The sequence below is a fragment of the Citreicoccus inhibens genome (assembly GCF_019039035.1).
In the GTDB taxonomy this organism is placed as follows: domain Bacteria; phylum Myxococcota; class Myxococcia; order Myxococcales; family Myxococcaceae; genus Citreicoccus; species Citreicoccus inhibens.
On the sequence record NZ_JAHNZT010000003.1, the window covers coordinates 263,288 to 283,430 of the forward strand.

6 protein-coding genes are annotated in these 20,143 nt (G+C 71.1%); 4 read left to right on the plus strand and 2 right to left on the minus strand.

The annotated features are described in order from the left end of the window. Window positions 1-15: 15 nt before the first annotated feature. Window positions 16-819 carry a hypothetical protein gene (locus KRR26_RS05705; protein ID WP_217079285.1) on the minus strand — a complete coding sequence of 268 codons (804 nt, stop codon included), beginning with the start codon at window positions 817-819 and terminating at the stop codon, window positions 16-18. 201 nt (window positions 820-1,020) lie between these two features. After that, the gene (locus tag KRR26_RS05710; RefSeq protein ID WP_120201570.1) at window positions 1,021-1,452 is read right to left on the minus strand and encodes a DUF2383 domain-containing protein; all 432 of its coding nucleotides are present in this window, start codon (window positions 1,450-1,452) and stop codon (window positions 1,021-1,023) included. 243 nt (window positions 1,453-1,695) lie between these two features. On the opposite strand from KRR26_RS05710, the gene KRR26_RS05715 reads away from it, so the two are divergent. From KRR26_RS05715 to KRR26_RS05730, 4 genes are all read left to right on the plus strand, one after another. Further along, window positions 1,696-3,222 carry a hypothetical protein gene (locus KRR26_RS05715; RefSeq protein ID WP_217079286.1) on the plus strand — a complete coding sequence of 509 codons (1,527 nt, stop codon included), beginning with the start codon at window positions 1,696-1,698 and terminating at the stop codon, window positions 3,220-3,222. A gap of 690 nt (window positions 3,223-3,912) precedes the next feature. Next, window positions 3,913-9,363, plus strand: a complete 5,451-nt coding sequence (locus tag KRR26_RS05720) for a non-ribosomal peptide synthetase (protein ID WP_217079287.1) — start codon at window positions 3,913-3,915, stop codon at window positions 9,361-9,363. Between the two features lie 76 nt (window positions 9,364-9,439). Continuing rightward, window positions 9,440-14,116, plus strand: coding sequence for a type I polyketide synthase (locus tag KRR26_RS05725; RefSeq protein WP_217079288.1), 4,677 nt, complete (start codon window positions 9,440-9,442; stop codon window positions 14,114-14,116). Window positions 14,117-14,163: 47 nt separating this feature from the next. Beyond that, window positions 14,164-20,142, plus strand: coding sequence for a type I polyketide synthase (locus KRR26_RS05730; RefSeq protein ID WP_217079289.1), 5,979 nt, complete (start codon window positions 14,164-14,166; stop codon window positions 20,140-20,142). Window position 20,143 lies beyond the last annotated feature (1 nt).

Below are 20,143 nucleotides of genomic sequence, written 5' to 3' on the forward strand. Positions count from 1 at the left end.
GCGCCGGGCCGGCCTTCAGGGATGGCCGGCCAACCCGCCCACTTCCTGGAGCCAGCGCGCGGAGGCGTGGGCCTGACGCCACGCGGGCTCCAGCGTCATGAGGTGCTCGGCCAGCCAGGCGATGAAGGCCGGGTCGCCCGCGCCCAGCCACGACGCGGACTCGGACAGCTCCTCCGCGGTGGACTCCCAGGCGCGGCGCACGGCGCTGGACGAGGCCATGACCTCGGAGACCCCGCGCGTGAAGGACTCGATGCTCGCGCGCAGCTCCGCGGACGCGGCGCCCTCGGCGCGGCACAGCTCGCGCAGCCGGCCCAGGTGCATCAGCAGGCCCTGCTCCAACGCGAACGCGGTGCCCAGCCGCGCCTGAGCGGCGCGCTGGAGCAATTGGACGTCCTCGCCGAGCTGACGCCAGGAGGCCTCGTCGCCCCCGCGCACCGGCACACGCGAGAGGCGCGCGCACACGGCCTGCCAGAGATTGCAGAAGCCCAGCAGCTCCACCACGCCGCGCCGCACGTGGGGCGGGATGTGATCCAAGAACTCGAGCACGCTGGCGCGCGCCTCGGCGGGGATGTCACGCGCGCCGGGCGCGGGGGGCTCGGTGTTGGCGCGCGCGAGTTGCAGCACGCGCCAGGCCCATTGCAGGGCCCGCTCGGAGGCGCGGAAGAGGGCCTCGACGCTCACCGCGAGCGCGCCGGCCACGTGGCTGCCATCCGCGAGCGCGGGGGAGGCGGCCTCCGCGGTGGGCTCCCGCGGAGCGTCCGGGGAGGGCTCGCGGGAAGGAGGCTCCTCGCGCGCGGCGTCGGCGCTCTCGAACGGCATGCCTCGGTTCCCGGCCTCTCCTCCCATAGGACGGGCCAGCCCATATCGCAGGCGGGACCCGAACCTCCAGGCCCGGTGACGTAGGGTGTGCGACGTGCCACGGAGCGCGGGGGCAAGCGCCCCCGTGCGTCCAGCGACGGCGCATTGCCCCGGTCTCGAGTGCCGCCCCCCGCCCGAGCCCCGTCCGAAACACGACGCGCGTCAGTGCAACGTGCGCTTGAGCTTGCTCAGGCGCTCGTGCGTGCGCTTCTGCGCGGGCAACAGCTCCATCTTCACGAAGCGACGCGCCTCGCCGTGGAGCTTGTCCACGTCGCGCTGGTAGTCCGCGAGGCCGTGGTCCTCGTCGTGCTCCAGGGCCTGGATGGCGGACTTCTCGCCCAGCATGTCCGCGCCCTGCTGTACCAGTTCGGCGAAGGTGCCCCAGAGGCCGGAGCCCTCTGCCGGAGAGCCGCCCAGACGGGTGATGCGCTCGCGCAACATCTCCACGCGGTGCTCGTGGTCGTGGAGGCAGCCATCCAGCTCCGTGCGAGCCAGGTCGGCCTTCACGTGCCCGAGGGCATGCCGGTAGGTCTCGACCGCGGAGAGCTCTCCGCGCAGGAAGGAGTTGAGCGTGTCGACGTCCGAGTGCGCCATGGCATCCTCCAGTGTGGCGGTTGCGTGCTCGCGCAAAGGTGCGGCGTGCCGGTATTCCCGCAACGGGGGCCTACCCCCTGCTCCCCCGACGGAGGAGCGTCATGGGGGTCGCCCAGCCGCCCGCCGAGGCGCGTCATCGCGTATGCAAGACGCTCGGTGAGGGTCCAAGCAGGCGGCTTGGCCAGGATCCCGAGGGAGGCTGGAATGACGACGCGAGTGGGTGGGAATCGGCGTCTCGCCTGGATGGTCGGAGCACTCCTGTGCCTGGCTGGCTGCTCGGGTGAGAAGAAGGGCTCAGAGGTGGACGCTGGCACGGGGACCGAGATTGAAGACTCGGGCACACCCGACAGCGGCACCGATGACGCGGGAACACCGGACGCTGGCGCTTGGGATGCGGGGGTTGAAGACGCGGGTGTTCCGGACGCAGGGCCCGCACCGTGTGAGAAGACACGCGGCGTCTGCGGTGGGGCGCAGCGGGCCATGGTCAACGGCGTCTATGAAAGCGTCTGCACGGCCCTGTCGTATGGCCCAGGCTACGAGGAGGTCGAGACCCGCTGCGACGATCTCGACAACGACTGTGACGGCGTCGCGGATCCGTCGGTCACCCGCACCGTCACGCGACTGAATGGCGAGCTGCACGGTGGCATGGCCAGTAGCCTCGCGGTGGCTGACGGCATCCTCATCGCGGTGTTCGACACGCCGCATGTCGTCCGCGTGCTGCATGTGGATCGACAAGGGCAGTTGCTGGGCGTCGCGGAGATTCCGCTTGCGGCGGATGATCCCAACACGGGGGACTCGGTGACCAGCGCGCTGATGCGCACGAGCCAGGGCCCCGTCCTGTATTACGCCGGGTACAAGGACTCCGGAGGCATGGGTCCAGAGACCGCACGGGCCTATCTAAGACCGCTCACCGAGGCTGGGCTTCCTCGGCCTCAGGAAGATGAACAGGTCGTCTTCGATTCCCCCACCCCCCGAGGCGCCAGCCGCGCAGCGCTGTCGGCGGATGGCAACACCCTGCTGGCCACCTGGAGAGACATCACTCCAGCGCGCGTCAACAACCTCTACGGCATCGTTCGAGACCTGCATGGCCAGCGGATCGCTGCGCCCACGGTGCTGTTCCACTCCGAGACGAGCAGCCTGCGAATGGAAGCGGTGCTCGGGCTGCGGAACGGCGAGTTCCTGATCGTTGCGGCGGAGACGCCCCCCGGCCCACTGCCTCAACCCGTCACCTTGCACGTGCGCCGCTTTGACGCCCAGCTTGCCCCGAGCGGACCCGAGAGAACACTCGTCACGAGCGACGAACCGCTCGTGAAGCTCCTGGACCTGGGGGGCAGCAGAGGAGATCCCCTCGACTCGGTCGCGCTCGTCATGAGGGAGACCTCGGCGGCGTATCGCAAGATGGAGGTCGTGAACCACCTCTTCACAGGTGGACAGCCCGAGGTCTGGGAGGCGCTCCGCAATGAGCCGGGCGCACCTGTTCTCTGGCCGGGCGCCAGCGTCAGCGCACAGGGCCTCCAGCTCGCGTGGCTCGCCAAGCAAGAGGTTCCCTCGAGCGGCTCCTTCCCGAGGTTCCAAGGCTGGCTCTGGACCCAGAGCGAAGGCTACGCCGCCGTTCAACAGACGCCCACGGCCGAGCCCATTGCGCTCCACCTCTACGCGCAATGGGTCCTGCTCGAGGACGTAGGAGCACGCAGACTCGCGGCCTTCTACATGCGCAGTGACGAGCAGGGGCACACCCTCGAAGTCACGCGGACCTGTCTCCTGCCCTGATGCCTCGGGGATGATCCGCGAGCGCCTCTTCCACGCCTCATTCGCTCGCGGATCACCCGCGCGGCGGCGAGCCCTCGCGCTCGCTCGCTGACCCTCACGCGCGGCGCGTCGTCTGGATTAACTAGCACTTCATTCCAAACAAGAATTACCTGATTATTTATTGGCGGAATCAACACCCCTGGCGTGGCCACCCTTTCAGGTAGGGCCCGTCCATGGACTCGCACCCCGCGCGTGTTCCCGTGGAGAGAGAAGCTGTGCCACGTTTCTTAGAAAGTCAGGAACGGCTTCCTCGGCGGGTGCGCTCATGCTTCTGACCTATTGGGGTGTTTGCATGTTTCCAGTTTCGCGGGAGAAGATCGCTGCGCCGCACTGCGTGAGGCCTCCTATCCGCGATGACATCCCAGCCTGGAATCACCTGCCCTCCTAGCGAGCCCCCCGAGGCCCTGCTCCACCGCGCACCTCGGCGCGGATCCAAAGATTCACCGGAGCAAGACATGCGCGATACACGGCCGATTCACAGTCGGTGTATGGCGCGGCCTCCCTACTGAGGGGCTGTCAGACCGGGCTGGAATGCTATTTCGCCCTTTTCAGGAACGTTCACCCCTGCGTTGAATCCGCGCCCCGCCCGCCCCCCGGTTCCCGCCGGAGCGTGAAACGGCGCCCCACCGCCGCTGCCCAGGAGTAGGCCTCATGTCCTCTGGCCCGATTTCCGCTTTCACGTCGGCAACCGACGTCTCGTGCTCCACGCTCGTGGAGTTGCTGCGCACGCGTGCCCGGCTGCAGCCGGACCTGCGCGGCTTCACCTTCCTCGTCGATGGTGACAGCGAGGAAGCGCACCTCACGTACGCGGAGCTGGATCGCAAGGCGCGCGCCATCGCGGCGGCGCTGCAGGCGCGCGGGGCGCAAGGACAGCGGGCGCTGCTCTTGTATCCGCCGGGGCTCGACTACATCGCGGGCTTCTTCGGCTGCCTCTACGCGGGCGTCATCGCGGTGCCCATCTATCCGCCGGACCCCATGCGCCTGGGCCGCACGATGCCGCGCCTGCTGGCCATCTGCCAGGACGCGCAGGCCACCGTGGCGCTCACCACGGACTTCATCTACGGCATGGCGGAGATGCTGTTCGAGCAGGCCCCGGAGCTGCGCTCGCTGCACTGGATGGCCACGGACACGCTGGACGCGGAGGTCGCCGAGGGCTGGCGCGAGCCCACCGTGGACGCGGGCACGCGCGTGTTCCTCCAGTACACGTCCGGCTCCACGTCCTCGCCCAAGGGCGTGGTGCTCACGCACTCCAACCTGCTGCACAACTCGAAGCTCATCTACCAGTGCTTCGGGCACTCGAAGGAGAGCCAGGGCGTCATCTGGCTGCCGCCGTACCACGACATGGGGCTCATCGGAGGCATCCTCCAGCCGCTGTATGGCGGCTTCCCCGTGGTGCTCTTCTCTCCGGTGGACTTCCTCAAGCGGCCCATGCGCTGGCTCAACGCCATCTCGCGCTACCGCGCCACCACGAGCGGCGGCCCCAACTTCGCGTTCGACCTGTGCGTGCGCAAGTCCACGCCCGAGGAGCGCGCCGCGCTGGACCTGAGCCGGTGGAACCTCGCCTTCAACGGCGCCGAGCCCATCCACCCGGACACGCTCACGCGCTTCGCGGAGGCCTTCGGCCCCTCGGGCTTCAAGTCCGAGGCCATCTACCCGTGCTACGGCCTCGCCGAGGGCACGCTCATCGCCTCGGGTGGCCACAAGGACGAGCTGCCCATCCAGCGCACCGTGAACGGCGCCGCGCTCAAGCAGAACCGCGTGGAGTACCTGACACCGGGCGCGCCGGGCGCGCAGACGCAGGTGGGCTCGGGCCGCAACCTGCCGGATCAGCGCATCGTCATCGCGAGCCCGGAGACGGGCGCGCCATGCGCTCCGGGCGCGGTGGGCGAAATCTGGGTGTCCGGCCCCAGCGTGGCGCAGGGCTACTGGAACCGCCCCGAGCAGTCCGCGGCCACCTTCCACGGGAAGCTCGCGGGCACGGATGACGCCACCGAGTTCCTGCGCACCGGCGACCTGGGCTTCCTGTCGGACGGCGAGCTGTTCGTCACCGGCCGCCTCAAGGACCTCATCATCATCCGAGGCCGCAACCACTACCCGCAGGACATCGAGCGGACGGTGGAGCTCACCCACCAGGCCATCCGCCCGGGCTGCACCGCGGCCTTCTCCGTGGAGCTGGGAGACGAGGAGCGCCTCGTCGCGGTGACCGAGGTGGACCGCCGCGCCGTGGAGTCCGGCGGCCTGGACCTGGACGCGCTCGCGCAGTCCATCCGGCAGAACGTCGCGGATCAACACGAGCTGCAGCTCTACGGCGTCGTCATCCTGGGCGCGGGGGCGATTCCCAAGACGTCCAGCGGCAAGATCCAGCGCTTCGCCGCGCGCGCCGAGTTCGCCGCCGGCACGCTGGAGGCGCTGCACCAGAGCATCCTCACCAGCACCGCGCCCGCGGCCCCCTCCTCGGCCAGCGCGCAGACGCCCCAGGACGAGCCCGCGCCGCAGCCCGTGCGCGAGCCCAGCTTCATCCAGAAGATGCTGGCCGCGGTGCAGGACCCCACCGCGCGCCGCGCGATGCTGACCGTGTTCCTCCAGGAGCAGGCCGCGCAGGTGCTGCGCCTGCCCACGTCGCAGGTGGACCCGTCCAAGCCGCTCCACGCCTACGGGGTCGACTCCCTCATGGCGGTGGACTTCAAGAGCGGCCTGGACGCGAGCCTGGGCGTGGACGTGCCGTTGTCGGACATCCTCCAGGGCGTGCCGCTCGCGAAGCTGGCGGAGGTCGTGGAGGCGCTCTTGTCCGCGCCCGCGGCGGCGCGCGCCTCGGGCCCGGTGGCGGCCGCGCAGCAGAGCGGTGACGCGCCGCTGTCCGGCGGCCAGCAGTCCCTGTGGTTCCTCCAGCAGCTCGCCCCCGAGAGCGCGGCCTACCACGTGCCCGTCGCGGTGCGCGTGCGCGGGGCCCTGGACGTCGCGGCCCTGCGCGGCGCGTTCGAGTCCATCGTCGCGCGCCACCCCGCCCTGCGCACCACGTTCGCCATGGGCGCCGCGGGCCCCGTGCAGCGCGTGCACCCCCAGCTCCCGCTCGACTTCGCGACCACCGACGCGACGGGCTGGAACGAGACGCAGGTGCTGGAGCACCTGTCCGCCGAGGCGCGCCGCCCGTTCGATTTGGAGAAGGGCCCGCTCCTGCGCGTGCGCCTCTTCAGCCGCGCGACGGATGACCACGCGCTGCTCATCGCCATGCACCACATCGTCACGGACTTCTGGTCGCTGGCGGTGATGGCCGAGGAGTTGGACGCGCTCTACCCCGCGCTGCGCCTGGGCAAGCAGCCCGCGCTCACCGCGCCCGCTCGCAGCTACGCGGACTACGCGCGCTGGCAGGCGGAGATGCTCACGGGGGCGCGGGGCGCGGCGCTGGAGAAGTACTGGCGAGAGCAGCTCTCCGGCCCGCTGCCGGTGCTGGAGCTGCCGACGGATCGCCCGCGCCCGCCTGTGCAGACGTACCACGGGCAGGTGTACGCCACGCGCCTGGACGCGAAGCTCACCGAGGCCGTGAAGGCGCTCGCGCGCGCGCAGGGCGCCACGCCCAACATGGTGCTCCAGGCGTCCTTCCAGGCGCTCCTGCACCGCTACACGGGCCAGCAGGACTTCACGCTCGGCGTCGTGAGCGCGGGCCGTGGACGCGCGGAGCTGGCGCAGGTGACGGGCTACTTCGTCAACCCGCTCGTGGTGCGCACGCGGCCCTCGCCCGCCCTGCCCTTCACGGACTACCTGGCCCAGACGCGCACGACGATGCTCGGAGCGCTGGAGCACCAGGACTACCCCTTCAGCACGCTGGTGGATCGCATCCAGCCGGTGCGCGACCAGAGCCGCTCGCCGCTGTTCCAGGTGATGTTCGTCTACCAGCGCGCCTCCAAGCTGGATGAGCGCGGCCTGACGCCCTTCTCTCTGGACATCCCCGGCGCGCGGGCCCAGGTGGCGGGGCTGCCCATCGAGTCGCTGGTGCTGGACCACCAGGATGCGCAGTTCGACCTCACGCTCACCATGGGAGAGGCGGACGGCGAACTGGTCGCGTCCTTCGAGTTCAACACCGACCTCTTCGACGCGGCCACCGTGGAGCGCATGGCGGGCCACCTGCGCACGCTGCTCACCGGCATCGTGGCGCAGCCGGGCCAATCGCTCGCCGCGCTGCCCGTGCTGACGCAGACCGAGCAGCACCAGCTCTTGGAGGCGTGGCGAGGCCCGCGCGTGCCGCTGACGGACGCGGACATGCTTCCCGCGCTGTTCGCCGCGCAGGTCGCGCGCACGCCCGAGAACACCGCCGTCTTCTTCCAGGACGCGAGCCTGAGCTATCGCGAGCTGAGCCAGCGCGCGGGCCACCTGGCCGTCTGGCTGCGCGAGCACGGCGTCAAGCCGGGCGACGTGGTGGGCCTGTGCCTGGAGCGCTCGGTGGAGACGCTCGTGTCGGTGCTGGGCGTGCTGTCCGCGGGCGCGGCGTACGTGCCCATCGATCCGGCCTACCCCGCGGAGCGACTGGCCTTCATCCTCGATGATGCCCAGGCGTCCTTGCTGCTCACCCACTCGTCGCTGCGGCGAGCGCTGCCCTCGGGCGCGGCGACGCGGCTGGTGAACGTGGACCAGGACATCGACTGGAGCGCCGCGGCGAGCACGTCGCTGCCCGCGCCGGTGGTGGCCAAGGCCGGGGACCTCGCGTGCCTCGTGTACACGTCCGGCTCCACGGGTCAGCCCAAGGGCGTGATGCTGGAGCACGGCGGTCTGGCCAACCTGGTGCGCTCGTTCCTCGAGTCGTATCACCCGAACGCGGGCGACCGGATGCTGCCGCTCACGTCCGTGTCCTCGGCCAGCTTCGTGGGCGAGATCCTCCCGCTGCTGTGCGTGGGCGGCGCGCTCGTGCTGCCCACCGAGGATGAGATCCTCGACCAGGAGAAGCTCTTCGGCCTCATCTCGCGCCATGGCGTGAGCATCGTCAGCACGGTGCCCGCGGTCATCGCGGGCCTCAACGCGCGCAAGGACGAGCTGCCGCCCCTCAAGCTGGTGCTAAGCGGTGGCGAGGCCCTGGTGGCTGGCGACGTGGAGAAGCTCCTGGGCACCACGCCAGTGGTCAACGGCTACGGCCTCACCGAGACCACGGTCTGCACCACGTACCACCACCTGAAGGTCGAGGACCTCCAGGGCCACACGTGGGTGCCGATTGGCCGCCCCATCATCAACACGGACGTCTACGTGCTGGACGGCGAGCGCAACCTGTTGCCGGTGGGCGCGCCGGGCGAGCTGTACGTCGGCGGCCTGGGGTTGGCGCGCGGCTACTGGCGCCGTCCGGAGCTGACGTCCGAGCGCTTCGTGGCCGATCCGTTCCACCCCGGGTCCAGGCTCTACCGCACCGGCGACATGGCGCGCTGGAGCGCCGAGGGCGTGCTGGAATTCCTGTCGCGCGCGGATGACCAGGTGAAGATCCGCGGCTTCCGCATCGAGCTGGGCGAAGTGGCCGCCGCCGTGCGCCGCCACCCAGCAGTGCGCGAGGCGTTCCTCATGGCGCGCGAGGACTCGCCGGGTGACAAGCGGCTCGTGGCCTACGTGGTGCTGGCAGAGCCCGCGCCCACGCATACGGACCTGCACGCCTTCCTCTCCGAGGCGCTGCCGCCGTACATGCTGCCGTCCGCGTACGTGCCGCTCGCGTCGCTGCCGCTCACCCCGCACGGGAAGGTGGACGCGAAGGCCCTGCCCGCGCCGGAGGGCGCCAAGCTGGCCACGGCCGCGGCCTACGCCCCGCCGCAGAGCGCGGTGGAGCGCAGTGTCGCCACCATCTGGCAGTCCGTGCTGAAGGTCGAGCGCGTGGGGCTGCACGACAACTTCTTCGAGCTGGGGGGCAACTCCATGCTCATCGCTCAGGCGCACCGGCGCCTGCGCGAGGAACTGGGCGCCAATCTGGCCCTGGTGGACATGTTCAAGTTCACCACGGTCAGCGCGCTCGCCCAGCACCTGTCCCGCAAAGACGAGGACAGCGGCGCCGCCGCGCAGAAGCTCAAGGACGAGGCGGAGCGACGCCGAGCGGCCCAAGCCCGCCGGCAGCAGGCTCGCGGTCGCGGCAAGTAGGCCTCGCGTGGGACCCCTGGTCTACACACGCAAGGCGGCACAGGTTCATACGTTTTGATGACACGGGATTTTGCACATGACCAATGACACGCTTCCCGAGGTGGACGGCATCGCCGTCGTAGGTCTGGGTGGCCGCCTTCCCGGCGCGAAGACCCTCTCTGAGTTCTGGAAGAACCTGTGCGGAGGGGTGGAGACCATCACCTTCTTCACGGACGAAGAGCTCATCGCGGAAGGCGTGGACCCGGCCATGGTGCGCGCGCCCAACTACGTGAAGGCGCGCGGCGTGCTCGGCGACACGGACATGTTCGACGCGGCGTTCTTCGGGATGAACCCGCGCGAGGCGGCGCTGATGGACCCGCAGCACCGCGTCTTCCTGGAGTGCGCGTGGGAGGCGATGGAGACCGCGGGTTACAGCCCGGACCGGCAGCCCGGCCGCGTGGGCGTGTTCGGCGGCATGAGCATGAACACGTACCTGCTCTCCAACCTGTACTCGCACCTGGCGCACGTCGCGTCGGTGGAGAGCCTCCAGGCGTCCATTGGCAACGACAAGGACAGCCTCACCACGGAGGTGGCCTACCGGATGAACCTGAAGGGCCCCGCCGTGACGGTGCAGTCGTCATCGTCCACGTCGCTCACGTGCATCCACTACGCCTGCCAGAGCCTGCTCGCCTACGAGTGCGACATGGCGCTGGCGGGCGGCGTGTCCATCCACTTCCCGGAGAAGGCGGGCTACCTGTACTACGAGGGTGGCACCACCGCGCCGGACGGGCACTGCCACACATTCGATGAGAAGGCGGCGGGCTTCGTCGCGGGACACGGCGCGGCGGTCGTCGTGCTCAAGCGGCTGGAGGACGCGCTGAAGGACGGCGACACCATCTACGCGGTGGTGCGCGGCTCGGCGGTCAACAACGACGGCTCGCACAAGGTCAGCTACATGGCCCCCAGCGTCGAGGGGCAGGCCGAAGTCATCGCGCTCGCGCAGGCGGTGGCCGGCGTGGAGCCCGAGTCCATCGGCTATGTGGAGGCGCACGGCACGGCGACCGTGGTGGGCGACCCCATCGAGGTGACGGCGCTCACGCAGGCGTTCCGCGCGGGCACGGACAAGAAGGGCTTCTGCGCGCTCGGCTCGGTGAAGAGCAACATTGGCCACCTGGACTCGGCGGCCGGCGCGGTGGGCTTCATCAAGGCGGCGCTCACGCTGCACCACAAGCAGATTCCCCCCAGCCTCAACTACGACACGCCCAATCCGGCGTGTGACTTCCCCAACAGCCCCTTCTTCGTGAACACGCAGCTGCGCGACTTCCCCAAGGGAGAGACGCCGCGCCGCGCGGGCATCACGTCGCTGGGCATGGGCGGCACCAACGCGCACGCCGTGCTGGAGGAGGCTCCGCCGCAGGCCCCCACGGACGCGCCTCGCCGCGGTGGCCAGCTGGTGCTCCTGTCGGCGCGCACGGAGCAGTCGCTGGAGACCGCCACGGACCGGCTGGTGGCGCACCTGCGCGAGAACCCGGACGTGCCGCTCGCGGACGTCGCGTTCACGCTCCAGCAGGGACGCAAGCGGTTCTCCAAACGCCGCGCGGTGGTGGCGCGCAGCACCGCGGAGCTGGTGGAGGCGCTGGCCTCGCGCGAGCCCGGCCGCGTGTTCACGGGCGCCTCGGAGAACGCGGGCCGCCCCGTGATGTTCATGTTCAGCGGGCAGGGCTCGCAGTACGTGGACATGGGCCGCCAGCTCTACGAGCAGGAGCCCGCCTTCCGCGACGAGGTGGACGCGTGCGCGCAGAAGCTCAAGCCGCACCTGGGTCTGGACCTGCGCACGGTGCTCTACCCCGCCCCGGAGGCGCGCGAGGCGGCCACGGAGCGGCTCAAGCAGACGTCGCTCACGCAGCCCGCGCTCTTCGTCGTGGAGTACGCGCTCGCGAAGCTGTGGATGTCGTGGGGCGTGAAGCCGCACGCGATGGTGGGCCACAGCATCGGCGAGTACGTGGCCGCGTGCCTCGCGGGCGTGTTCACGCTGGATGACGCGCTGGCGCTGGTGGCCGCGCGTGGCCGGCTCATGCAGTCCATGCCCTCGGGCGCCATGCTCGCCGTCCCGATGACGGAGGCGGAGGTCCAGCCGCTCCTGTCCGGCGGCCTGTCCGTGGCCGCGGTCAACAGCCCCTCCACCTGCGTGGTGGCGGGCCCCACGCCGGCGGTGGACGCGCTCGTGGAGCAGCTCACCGCGCGCGGCGTGCACAGCACGCGGCTGCACACGTCGCACGCGTTCCACTCGTCGATGATGGACCCCATCCTCGACGCGTTCCGCGAGGCGGTGCGCAAGGTGTCGCGGCAGGCGCCGAAGCTGCCCTACCTGTCCAACGTCACCGGCACGTGGGTGACGTCCGAGGAGGCCACGAGCCCCGACTACTGGGCGCGACACCTGCGCGGCGCGGTGCGCTTCGCGGACGGCGTGGCGGAGCTGATGAAGGAGTCGGACGCCATCCTGTTGGAGGTGGGCCCGGGCAACACGCTGGCCACGCTGGCGCGGCAGCACCCCGCCAAGGGCGCGCAGCACGCCATCCTGTCCTCGCTGCGTCACCCGAAGGAGCAGCACGCGGACGTGGAGTTCGTGCTCGCCACGCTGGGCCGCCTGTGGATGGAGGGCGTGGAGCCGAGTTGGGAGGCATTCCTCGGCGACGAGCGCCGTCGTCGCGTGGCGCTGCCCACTTCGCCCTTCGAGCGGACGCGGCACTGGGTGGAGCCGCGCAAGGACGCAGGCGAGGCATCGCGCACCGAGAGCGCCTCCGCCGAGCAGAAGCAGCCGGTGGCCCGCTGGTTCTACCTGCCCTCGTGGCAGCGCACCCTGCCGCCCCCCGCGGGCGCGTGGAGCGCGAAGAAGGCGTGCTGGTGGCTGTTCCTCCCGAACACGCAGGGCACGGGCCTGGGCGCGCAGTTCGCGAAGCGGTTGGGCGACGCGGGGCAGGACGTCGTCACCCTCACGCCCGGCATCCTCACCGCGAAGGTGTCCGAGCGGCACTGGACCGTGAACGCCGCCGACGCCGCCAGCCACGGCGTGCTGCTCGACAGCCTCACGGCGACGGGGCTCTCGCCGGATCACGTGCTGCATCTGTGGAGCACGCAGCCGGGCGCGGAGCACGGCGCCGCCGCGCTGGAGCCGGCGCTGGACAAGGGCTTCCACGGCCTGCTGTTCCTCGCGCAGGCGCTGGGACGTCAGCCGGGCACGCGGCCCGTGTCGCTCGTGGCGGTCACGCACCGCATGCAGGCGCTGGGCGATGAGCGCCCCAGCCCCGAGCAGGCGACGGTGCTGGGCCCCTGCCTCGTGATTCCCCAGGAGTACACGCACCTGTCCGCCAAGGCCGTGGACGTGAGCGTGCCCGTCGTGGGGAGCTGGCAGGAGGGCGCGCTCGCGGAGGCGCTGCTGTCCGAGTGCGTGGCGCCGTCTCGCCAGGAGAACGTGCTCGCGTACCGCGGCGGCGCGCGGTGGGCGCAGACGTATGAGCCCGTCCCGGCCGAGCAGGCCCGTCCCGCGCAGCTCCCGCTGCGCGCGGGCGGCGTGTACCTGCTGCTCGGCGGCTTCGGCACGCTGGGCTTCGTGCACGCGCAGGTGCTGGCACGCAAGGTGGGCGCGAAGCTGGTGCTCGCCAGCCGCACGGCGCTGCCCGAGCGCGCCACGTGGGACGCGCACCTCGCCTCGCACGGCGCGACGGACGCGGTGAGCCGGCGCATCCAGCAGGTGCGCGAGTTGGAGGCGCTGGGCGCCGAGGTCCTGGTGGTCGCGGCCAACGCGTCCGACCGGGCACAGCTCCAGGCAGCGGTGGACGCGGCGGTGGCTCGCTTCGGCGCGCTGCACGGCGTGGTGCACGCGGCCGGTGACGTGGGGCAGGCGCTGTTCCGGGCCATCCCGGACACGCGCCCCGAGGACGTGCGCGCGACCTTCCAGGGCCGCGTGCTCGGCGTGTATGCGCTCGAGGAGGTGCTGCGTGGCCGTCCGCTCGACTTCGTCCTCCTGTCCTCGTCGCTCGCGGCGGTGCTGGGCGGACTGGGGCTGGCGTCGTACGCGGCGGCCACGCGCTTCATGGACGCGTTCGCGGCGCGCATGGCGCACGAGTCGCCGGTGCCGTGGATGAGCGTGGGCTGGGACGCGTGGCGCTTCGAGTCCGGCGCGGAGGGCGCGACCTCCAACCCGTTCGGCTCGCTGGCGATTACCCCCGCCGAGGGCGCGGAGGCGTTCGAGCACCTGCTCCAGTTGGGCGCGGTGTCCCAGGTCGCCGTGTCCACCAGCAGCCTCAAGGCGCGCGCGCAGAAGTGGGCCCGGCCCGCGGACAGCGCGAAGGCGGAGGCGGTGGTGCAGAAGGAGGCCACGCTGGGCCAGGAGAAGACGCCTCGGCCGGCGCTCCAGAACGCCTACGTGGCGCCGCGCGACGCGCTGGAGGCGGACATCGCCCGCCTCTGGGAGACGACGCTGGGGCTCGCGCAGGTGGGCATCCACGACAACTTCTTCGAGCTGGGGGGCAACTCGCTGGTGGGCGTGAAGCTCATCGCCCGCGTGCGCGAGGAGTTCGGCGTCGCACTGCCCGCCGTCACCCTCTACGAAGGCCCCACGGTGGGCGCACTGGCCAAGCTGCTCAAGGAGGCCAAGGGCACCGCCGACGAGGAGTCCACCCCGGAGCCCACCGAGGCCCTCAGCCGGGGCGAGCGCCGACGCGCACGCCGCGCCCAGCGCCAGGACGACACGACCCCGGACGAAGAGCGCTGAGCGCCCGCGTCCCCCCGCTTTCCGACCTCTGACTTCCGAAGACTCTCATGGCATCCGACTCCTCCATTGACTCGCAGGCTGTCGCCATCATCGGCATGGCGGGCCGCTTCCCCGGCGCCGCCGACCTGGACACGTTCTGGCGCAACCTCTGCCAGGGCGTGGAGTCCATCCGCCCCGTGAGCGACGCCGAGCTGGAGAAGCTCGGGGTCAGCGCGGAGCAGCGGAAGGACCCACAGCACGTGAAGGCCTCCGCGGCGCTGGACGGCATGGAGCTGTTCGACGCCGGCTTCTTCGGCTTCACGCCGCGCGAGGCGGAGCTGATGGACCCGCAGCACCGCGTCTTCCTGGAGTGCGCCTGGGAGGCGATGGAGCGCGCGGGCCACACGTCGGAGGGCTTCGACGGGCCCATTGGCGTGTTCGCGGGGGCGTCCACCAACACGTACCTCGTCTACAACCTCGTCTCGAACCTGGACCAGCTCAGCGGGTTGGACCAGGTGCAGATTGACGTGGGCAACGGGGGCGACTTCCTCGGCACCCGCGTGGCCTACAAGCTGAACCTGCGAGGGCCCAGCTACTCCATCGCGAGCGCGTGCTCCACGTCGCTGGTGGCCACCCACGTGGCCGTCCAGAGCCTCCTCAACGAGGAGTGCGACATGGCGCTGGCGGGCGGCGTGTCCGTGCACGTGAAGCACCCGGAGGGCTACGACTTCGTCCCCGGCGGCATCGTGTCCCCGGACGGCCACTGCCGCGCCTTCGACGCGAAGGCGGACGGCACGGTGTTCGGCAGCGGCGTGGGCGTGGTGGTGCTCAAGCGGCTGGCGGACGCCATCGAGGACGGCGACCACATCCACGCGGTCATCAAGGGCACGGCCATCAACAACGATGGCGCGCTGAAGGTCGGCTACACGGCCCCCAGCGTGGAGGGACAGTCCTCCGTCATCAGCGAGGCCCTGGGTGCCGCGGGCGTGGCGCCGGAGACGGTGGGCTACGTGGAGGCGCACGGCACGGGCACGAAGATGGGTGACCCCATCGAGGTGCGCGCGCTCAACAAGGCCTTCAAGCCGCGCTCGGCCGCCGCGAAGGCGAACCCGCCGCGCATCGCGATGGGCTCGCTCAAGAGCAACATCGGGCACCTGGCCAACGCGGCCGGTGTCTCCAGCCTCATCAAGGCGGTGATGACGCTGGAGCAGAAGCAGATTCCGCCCAGCCTCCACTTCGAGCAGCCCAGCCCCGAGATCGACTTCGCGGGCGGGCCCTTCTACGTCAACACGGCGCTGAAGGACTGGCCCGCTCCGGCGAAGCATCCGCGCCGCGCGGGCGTCAGCTCGTTCGGCGTGGGCGGCACCAACGGCCACGTGGTGCTGGAGGAGGCGCCCGTGCGGCCGGCCTCGAGCCCCTCGCGCGCGCATCAACTCGTCGTGCTTTCCGCCAAGACGCCCTCCGCGCTGGACGCGGCCACGCGCAACATCGCGGCGCACCTGAAGGCGAACCCCGGCCTGTCGCTGCCCGACGCGGCCTGGACGCTCCAGGTGGGCCGTCAGCCGATGATGCAGCGGCGCGTGCTGCTGTGCCGCGATCGCGCGGATGCGCTCGCCGCGCTGGAAGCCACGGACGGCCAGCGGCTGTGGACGCAGGCCGCCGCGGTGCAGGACCGCCCGGTCGCGTTCCTCTTCCCGGGCCAGGGGTCGCAGTACGTCGGCATGGCGCGCGGCCTGTATGCGTCCGAGCCGGTGTTCCGCGAGCACCTGGACACGTGCGCGAAAGAGCTTCAGCCGCACCTGGGCCTGGACCTGCGCACCGTGCTCTTCCCCGAGCCCGCGCGCGAGGAAGAGGCGCGCACGCAGCTGGGACAGACGTCGCTCACGCAGCCCGCCCTCTTCGCGGTGGAGTACGCGCTGGCGAAGCTGTGGATGTCGTGGGGCGTGAAGCCTGTCGCGATGCTCGGCCACAGCATTGGTGAGTACGTGGCGGCCTGCCTCGCGGGCGTCTTCGAGCTGAAGGACGCGCTGGCGCTGGTGGCCGCGCGCGGTCGGCTCATGCAGTCCATGCCCTCGGGCGCCATGTTGTCCGCGCGCCTGACGGAGGATGCGCTCAAGCCGATGATGGGGCCCACGCTGTCGGTGGCCGCCGTCAACGCGCCGGGCTTCACGGTGGTGGCGGGCCCCACGCCCGCGGTGGACTCGCTCCAGGCCATGCTGGAGACGCAGGGCGTGGACGTCTCGCGCCTGCACACGTCGCACGCGTTCCACTCCGCGATGATGGACCCCATCCTCGCGGCGTTCACCGAGCGGGTGCGGCAGGTGAAGCTGTCCGCGCCCAAGCTGCCCTTCCTCTCCAACGTGACGGGGACGTGGATCGACGCGGCGCAGGCGACCGACCCGGGCTACTGGGCCACTCACCTGCGGCAGGCGGTCCGCTTCGCCGCGGGCCTCCAGGAGCTGGCGAGCAAGTGGCCTCAGGCCGCGCTGCTGGAGGTGGGCCCGAGCAACGTGCTGGCCACGCTCGCCCGGCAGCAGCCGAACGCGGAGGGCCGCGTGGTGCTCAGCGCCATGCGCCACCCGCGCGAGCAGACCGAGGACCTCGCCGTGCTCCTGGGCACCGCGGGGCGGCTGTGGCTCCACGGCGTGACGCTGGACTGGAAGGGCTTCAGCACGCACGAGCAGCGCCGTCGCGTGCCGCTGCCCGCTTACCCCTTCGAGCGGCAGCGCTACTGGGTGGAGGCGCGTCCTTTGGGCGCCTCGGGCGCGGCGCGTCCCGCCGAGGCTCCGTCGCTGGCGAAGAAGGCGGACCTGGCCGACTGGTTCTACACGGCGTCATGGAAGCGCGCGCCGCTGGCGCGCGGTGCGAAGGCGAGCCCCCCGGGACGCGGCTGGCTCGTCTTCGCGGATGGCGCGGGCGTGGCCGAGGCCCTGGCCCCGCACTTGTCGGGCGGCGCGGTGACGCGCGTGGTGCCCGGCCCGGCGTTCGCGCGCCGCGCGGACGGGCTCTATGCCATCGCTCCCGAGCGGCCCGAGGACCATGCCGCGCTGCTGCGAGCCCTGAAGGATGAGGGCCGTGAGTTCGATGGCGTCCTGCACTTGTGGGGTGTGACGAAGGAAGCCCCCGCGCTGGCGACGACGCTGGCGGTGGGCTTCCACAGCCAGGTCTTCCTCGCGCGCGCCCTGGGCGAGACAGGCCGCTCCGAGCCGCTCGCGTGGTGGGTGGTGGCGAGCGAGTCCGCCCGCGTGGAGAGCGCGGACCGGCTGTCCGCGGACAAGGCCCTGCTCATGGGCCCCGGCCGCGTGCTCGCGCAGGAGTATCCGCACGTCACCTGCCACTTCGTGGACGTGGTGGCGTCCGATGCGAGCACCGTGGCGCGGCAGCTCGCCTCCGAGCTGGCGGCTTCGTCCTCTGACGCGGTGGTCGCGTGGCGTGGCCGCCAGCGCTGGGTGCAGACGTTCGAACCGCTGCGGCTGGAGGGGGCCTCGGCGCCCGTGCTGCGCGACTCGGGCGTGTACCTCATCACGGATGGCCTGGGCGGCATTGGCCATGCGCTCGCGGCGGAGCTGGCGCGCACGCACCACGCCAAGCTCGCCCTGGTGGAGGCCCCGGACTTCCCCGCGAAGGAGCAGTGGGTCACGTGGACGAAGGAGCGCGGCGCCGAGGACGCGGTGAGCCTGCGCATCCGCAACGCGCAGCGCCTGGAGGAGTCCGGTGCCGAGTTGGCGGTGTTCTCCGCCGACCTCGCGAACGAGGAGCGGATGCGCGCCGTGGTGGACGACGTGCGCACGCGCTTCGGGCGGCTCGATGGCGTCATCCACGCGGCGGGCGGCATGCAGGGCGCCACGCTGGGAATCATCGCGGAGACGAGCCCCACCGAGTGCGAGTGGCACTTCCGTCCGCAGGTCCACGGGGTGCGCGTGCTGGAGAAGGTGCTGCCCGCGCGCGGCCTGGACTTCTGTCTGCTCGTGTCCTCGCTGTCCTCGGTGCTGGGTGGACTGGGGCAGGTGGCGCAGGCGGCGGCCAGCTCGTTCATGGACGCCTTCGCCGAGCAGCGCTCGGAGACGTCCGAGTACCCGTGGCTGAGCGTGGACTGGGACGCGTGGCAGTTCGCGGATGCGCGCGCCATGGCCGAGCTGAGCCCGGTGCTCGCGCAGTTCGCCATCCAGCCCGCCGAGGGGGTGGAGGCCACACGGCGCGTGCTGGCCCAGGTCGATGGCGGGCGTGTCGCCGTCTCCACCGCGGACCTCGCCGCGCGTCGCATCCAGCGTCCGCGTCCCGCGCAGGCCCAGGGCGCCACGGCGCGGGCCTCGGGGCAGAAGAAGCACCCGCGCCCCGCGCTCGTCACCGCGCACGTGGGCCCGCGCAACGACCTGGAGAAGACGGTCGCGGCCGTGTGGGAGCAGGTGCTGGGCATCGACGGCATCGGCGTCAATGACAACTTCTTCGAGCTGGGTGGCCACTCGCTGTTGGCCACGCAGCTGCGCAATCACATCCACGCGGCCCTGAAGGTGGACCTGTCGCTGCGAGGCTTGTTCGAGACGCCCACCGTGGCGGGCATCGCGCAGCGCGTGGAGGCGGAGCTGGCCAAGCGCGCCACCACGAAGGAGAAGCCCATCGCGGAGCGGCTGCGGACCGCGTTCCCCACCGAGCGCCCGGCGCTCATGACGGAGTACCTGCAACAGCACATCGCCGAGGGCCTGCGCATCCCCGTCGCGCAGCTGCCCGCCGACGGAGGCCTGAAGCAGTACGACCTGCACCGGCTGGGCGCGGAGCTGGAGTACAGCCTGCGCCAGGACTTCAAGTTCCAGCTCTACCCGCACGAGGTGCAGGCCAACCCGTCCATCCCGGCGCTGTCCAAGTACCTCTTGGTGGAGATGGACCGGCAGGCGGATCCGCTCCGCTTCGCGCAGAACCAGCCGCTGGCCAACTACCCGCTCAAGCCCTACCGCAAGCGCGGCTCGGGTGAGCAGAGCGGCGCCGGGCGCAAGAACCCGCCCATGGTGTTCGTGCACTCCAGCCCGCGCGCCGGCTCCACGCTCTTCCGCGTCATGCTGGCGGGTCACCCGCAGTTGTTCTGCCCGCCCGAAGTGAACCTGCTGTTCTTCGAGACCATGCGGCAGTGGAAGGAGAACATCGGCTTCGGCAGCGAGATGGAGTGGACCACGGGCGGGCTGCAGTGGGCCTTCATGGAGCTGCAGGGCCTGGACTCCACCGCCGGCGCGGCGCTGGTGGACAAGCTGGTGGCGGACAACGTGTCGTCGCAGGAGGTCTTCGGGAAACTGCAGGCGCTCGCGGGCTCGCGGCTGCTGGTGGACAAGACGCCCACGTACGCCATGGAGGCCGAGACGCTGTGGCGGGCCGAGGAGATGTTCGACCGGCCCAAGTACATCTACCTCTACCGGCACCCGTACCCGGTGATGGAGTCGGTGCTGCGCATGCGCTTCGACCGGCTCTTCGCGCAGGGCCTCTTCGGCACGCAGGACGTGGACCCCTACGTGGTCGCCGAGACGGTGTGGGCGCTGTCCAACCGCAACCTGCTCCAGTTCTTCGACCGCATCGAGCGCGAGCGCTGCCACTGGGTGCGCTACGAGGACCTGGTCGCGGACCCGACGAAGGTGATGACGGGGGTCTGCAACTTCCTGGGGCTGCCCTTCGACGAGCGCATGGTCCAGCCGTACGACGGCAAGAAGGAGCGCATGATGGGCGGCCTGGGGGATCCCAACATCCTCCAGCACCAGGGCATCGAGAAGAACCTCGGTGATTCGTGGAAGCGCATCAAGTGGCCGCGCGGACTGGACGCCACCACGCACGAGGTCATCGCGCGCTTGGGCTATCCGATGGAAGGCGCGATGGCGGCGCCCGCGCCCAGCGCTCCGGCGAAGGCGAAGCAGGCGGGGAAGGCCACCACGGCGGCGGAGGCGGCGAAGCTGCTCGAGAACCTGGATCAGCTCTCCGACGAGCAGGTGGCGGAGCTGCTCGCGGTCCTGGAAGCCGAGGGTGGCGCGGACGGTGGTGATACGTCTGGCGGCCAGGAGGTGGCCTGAC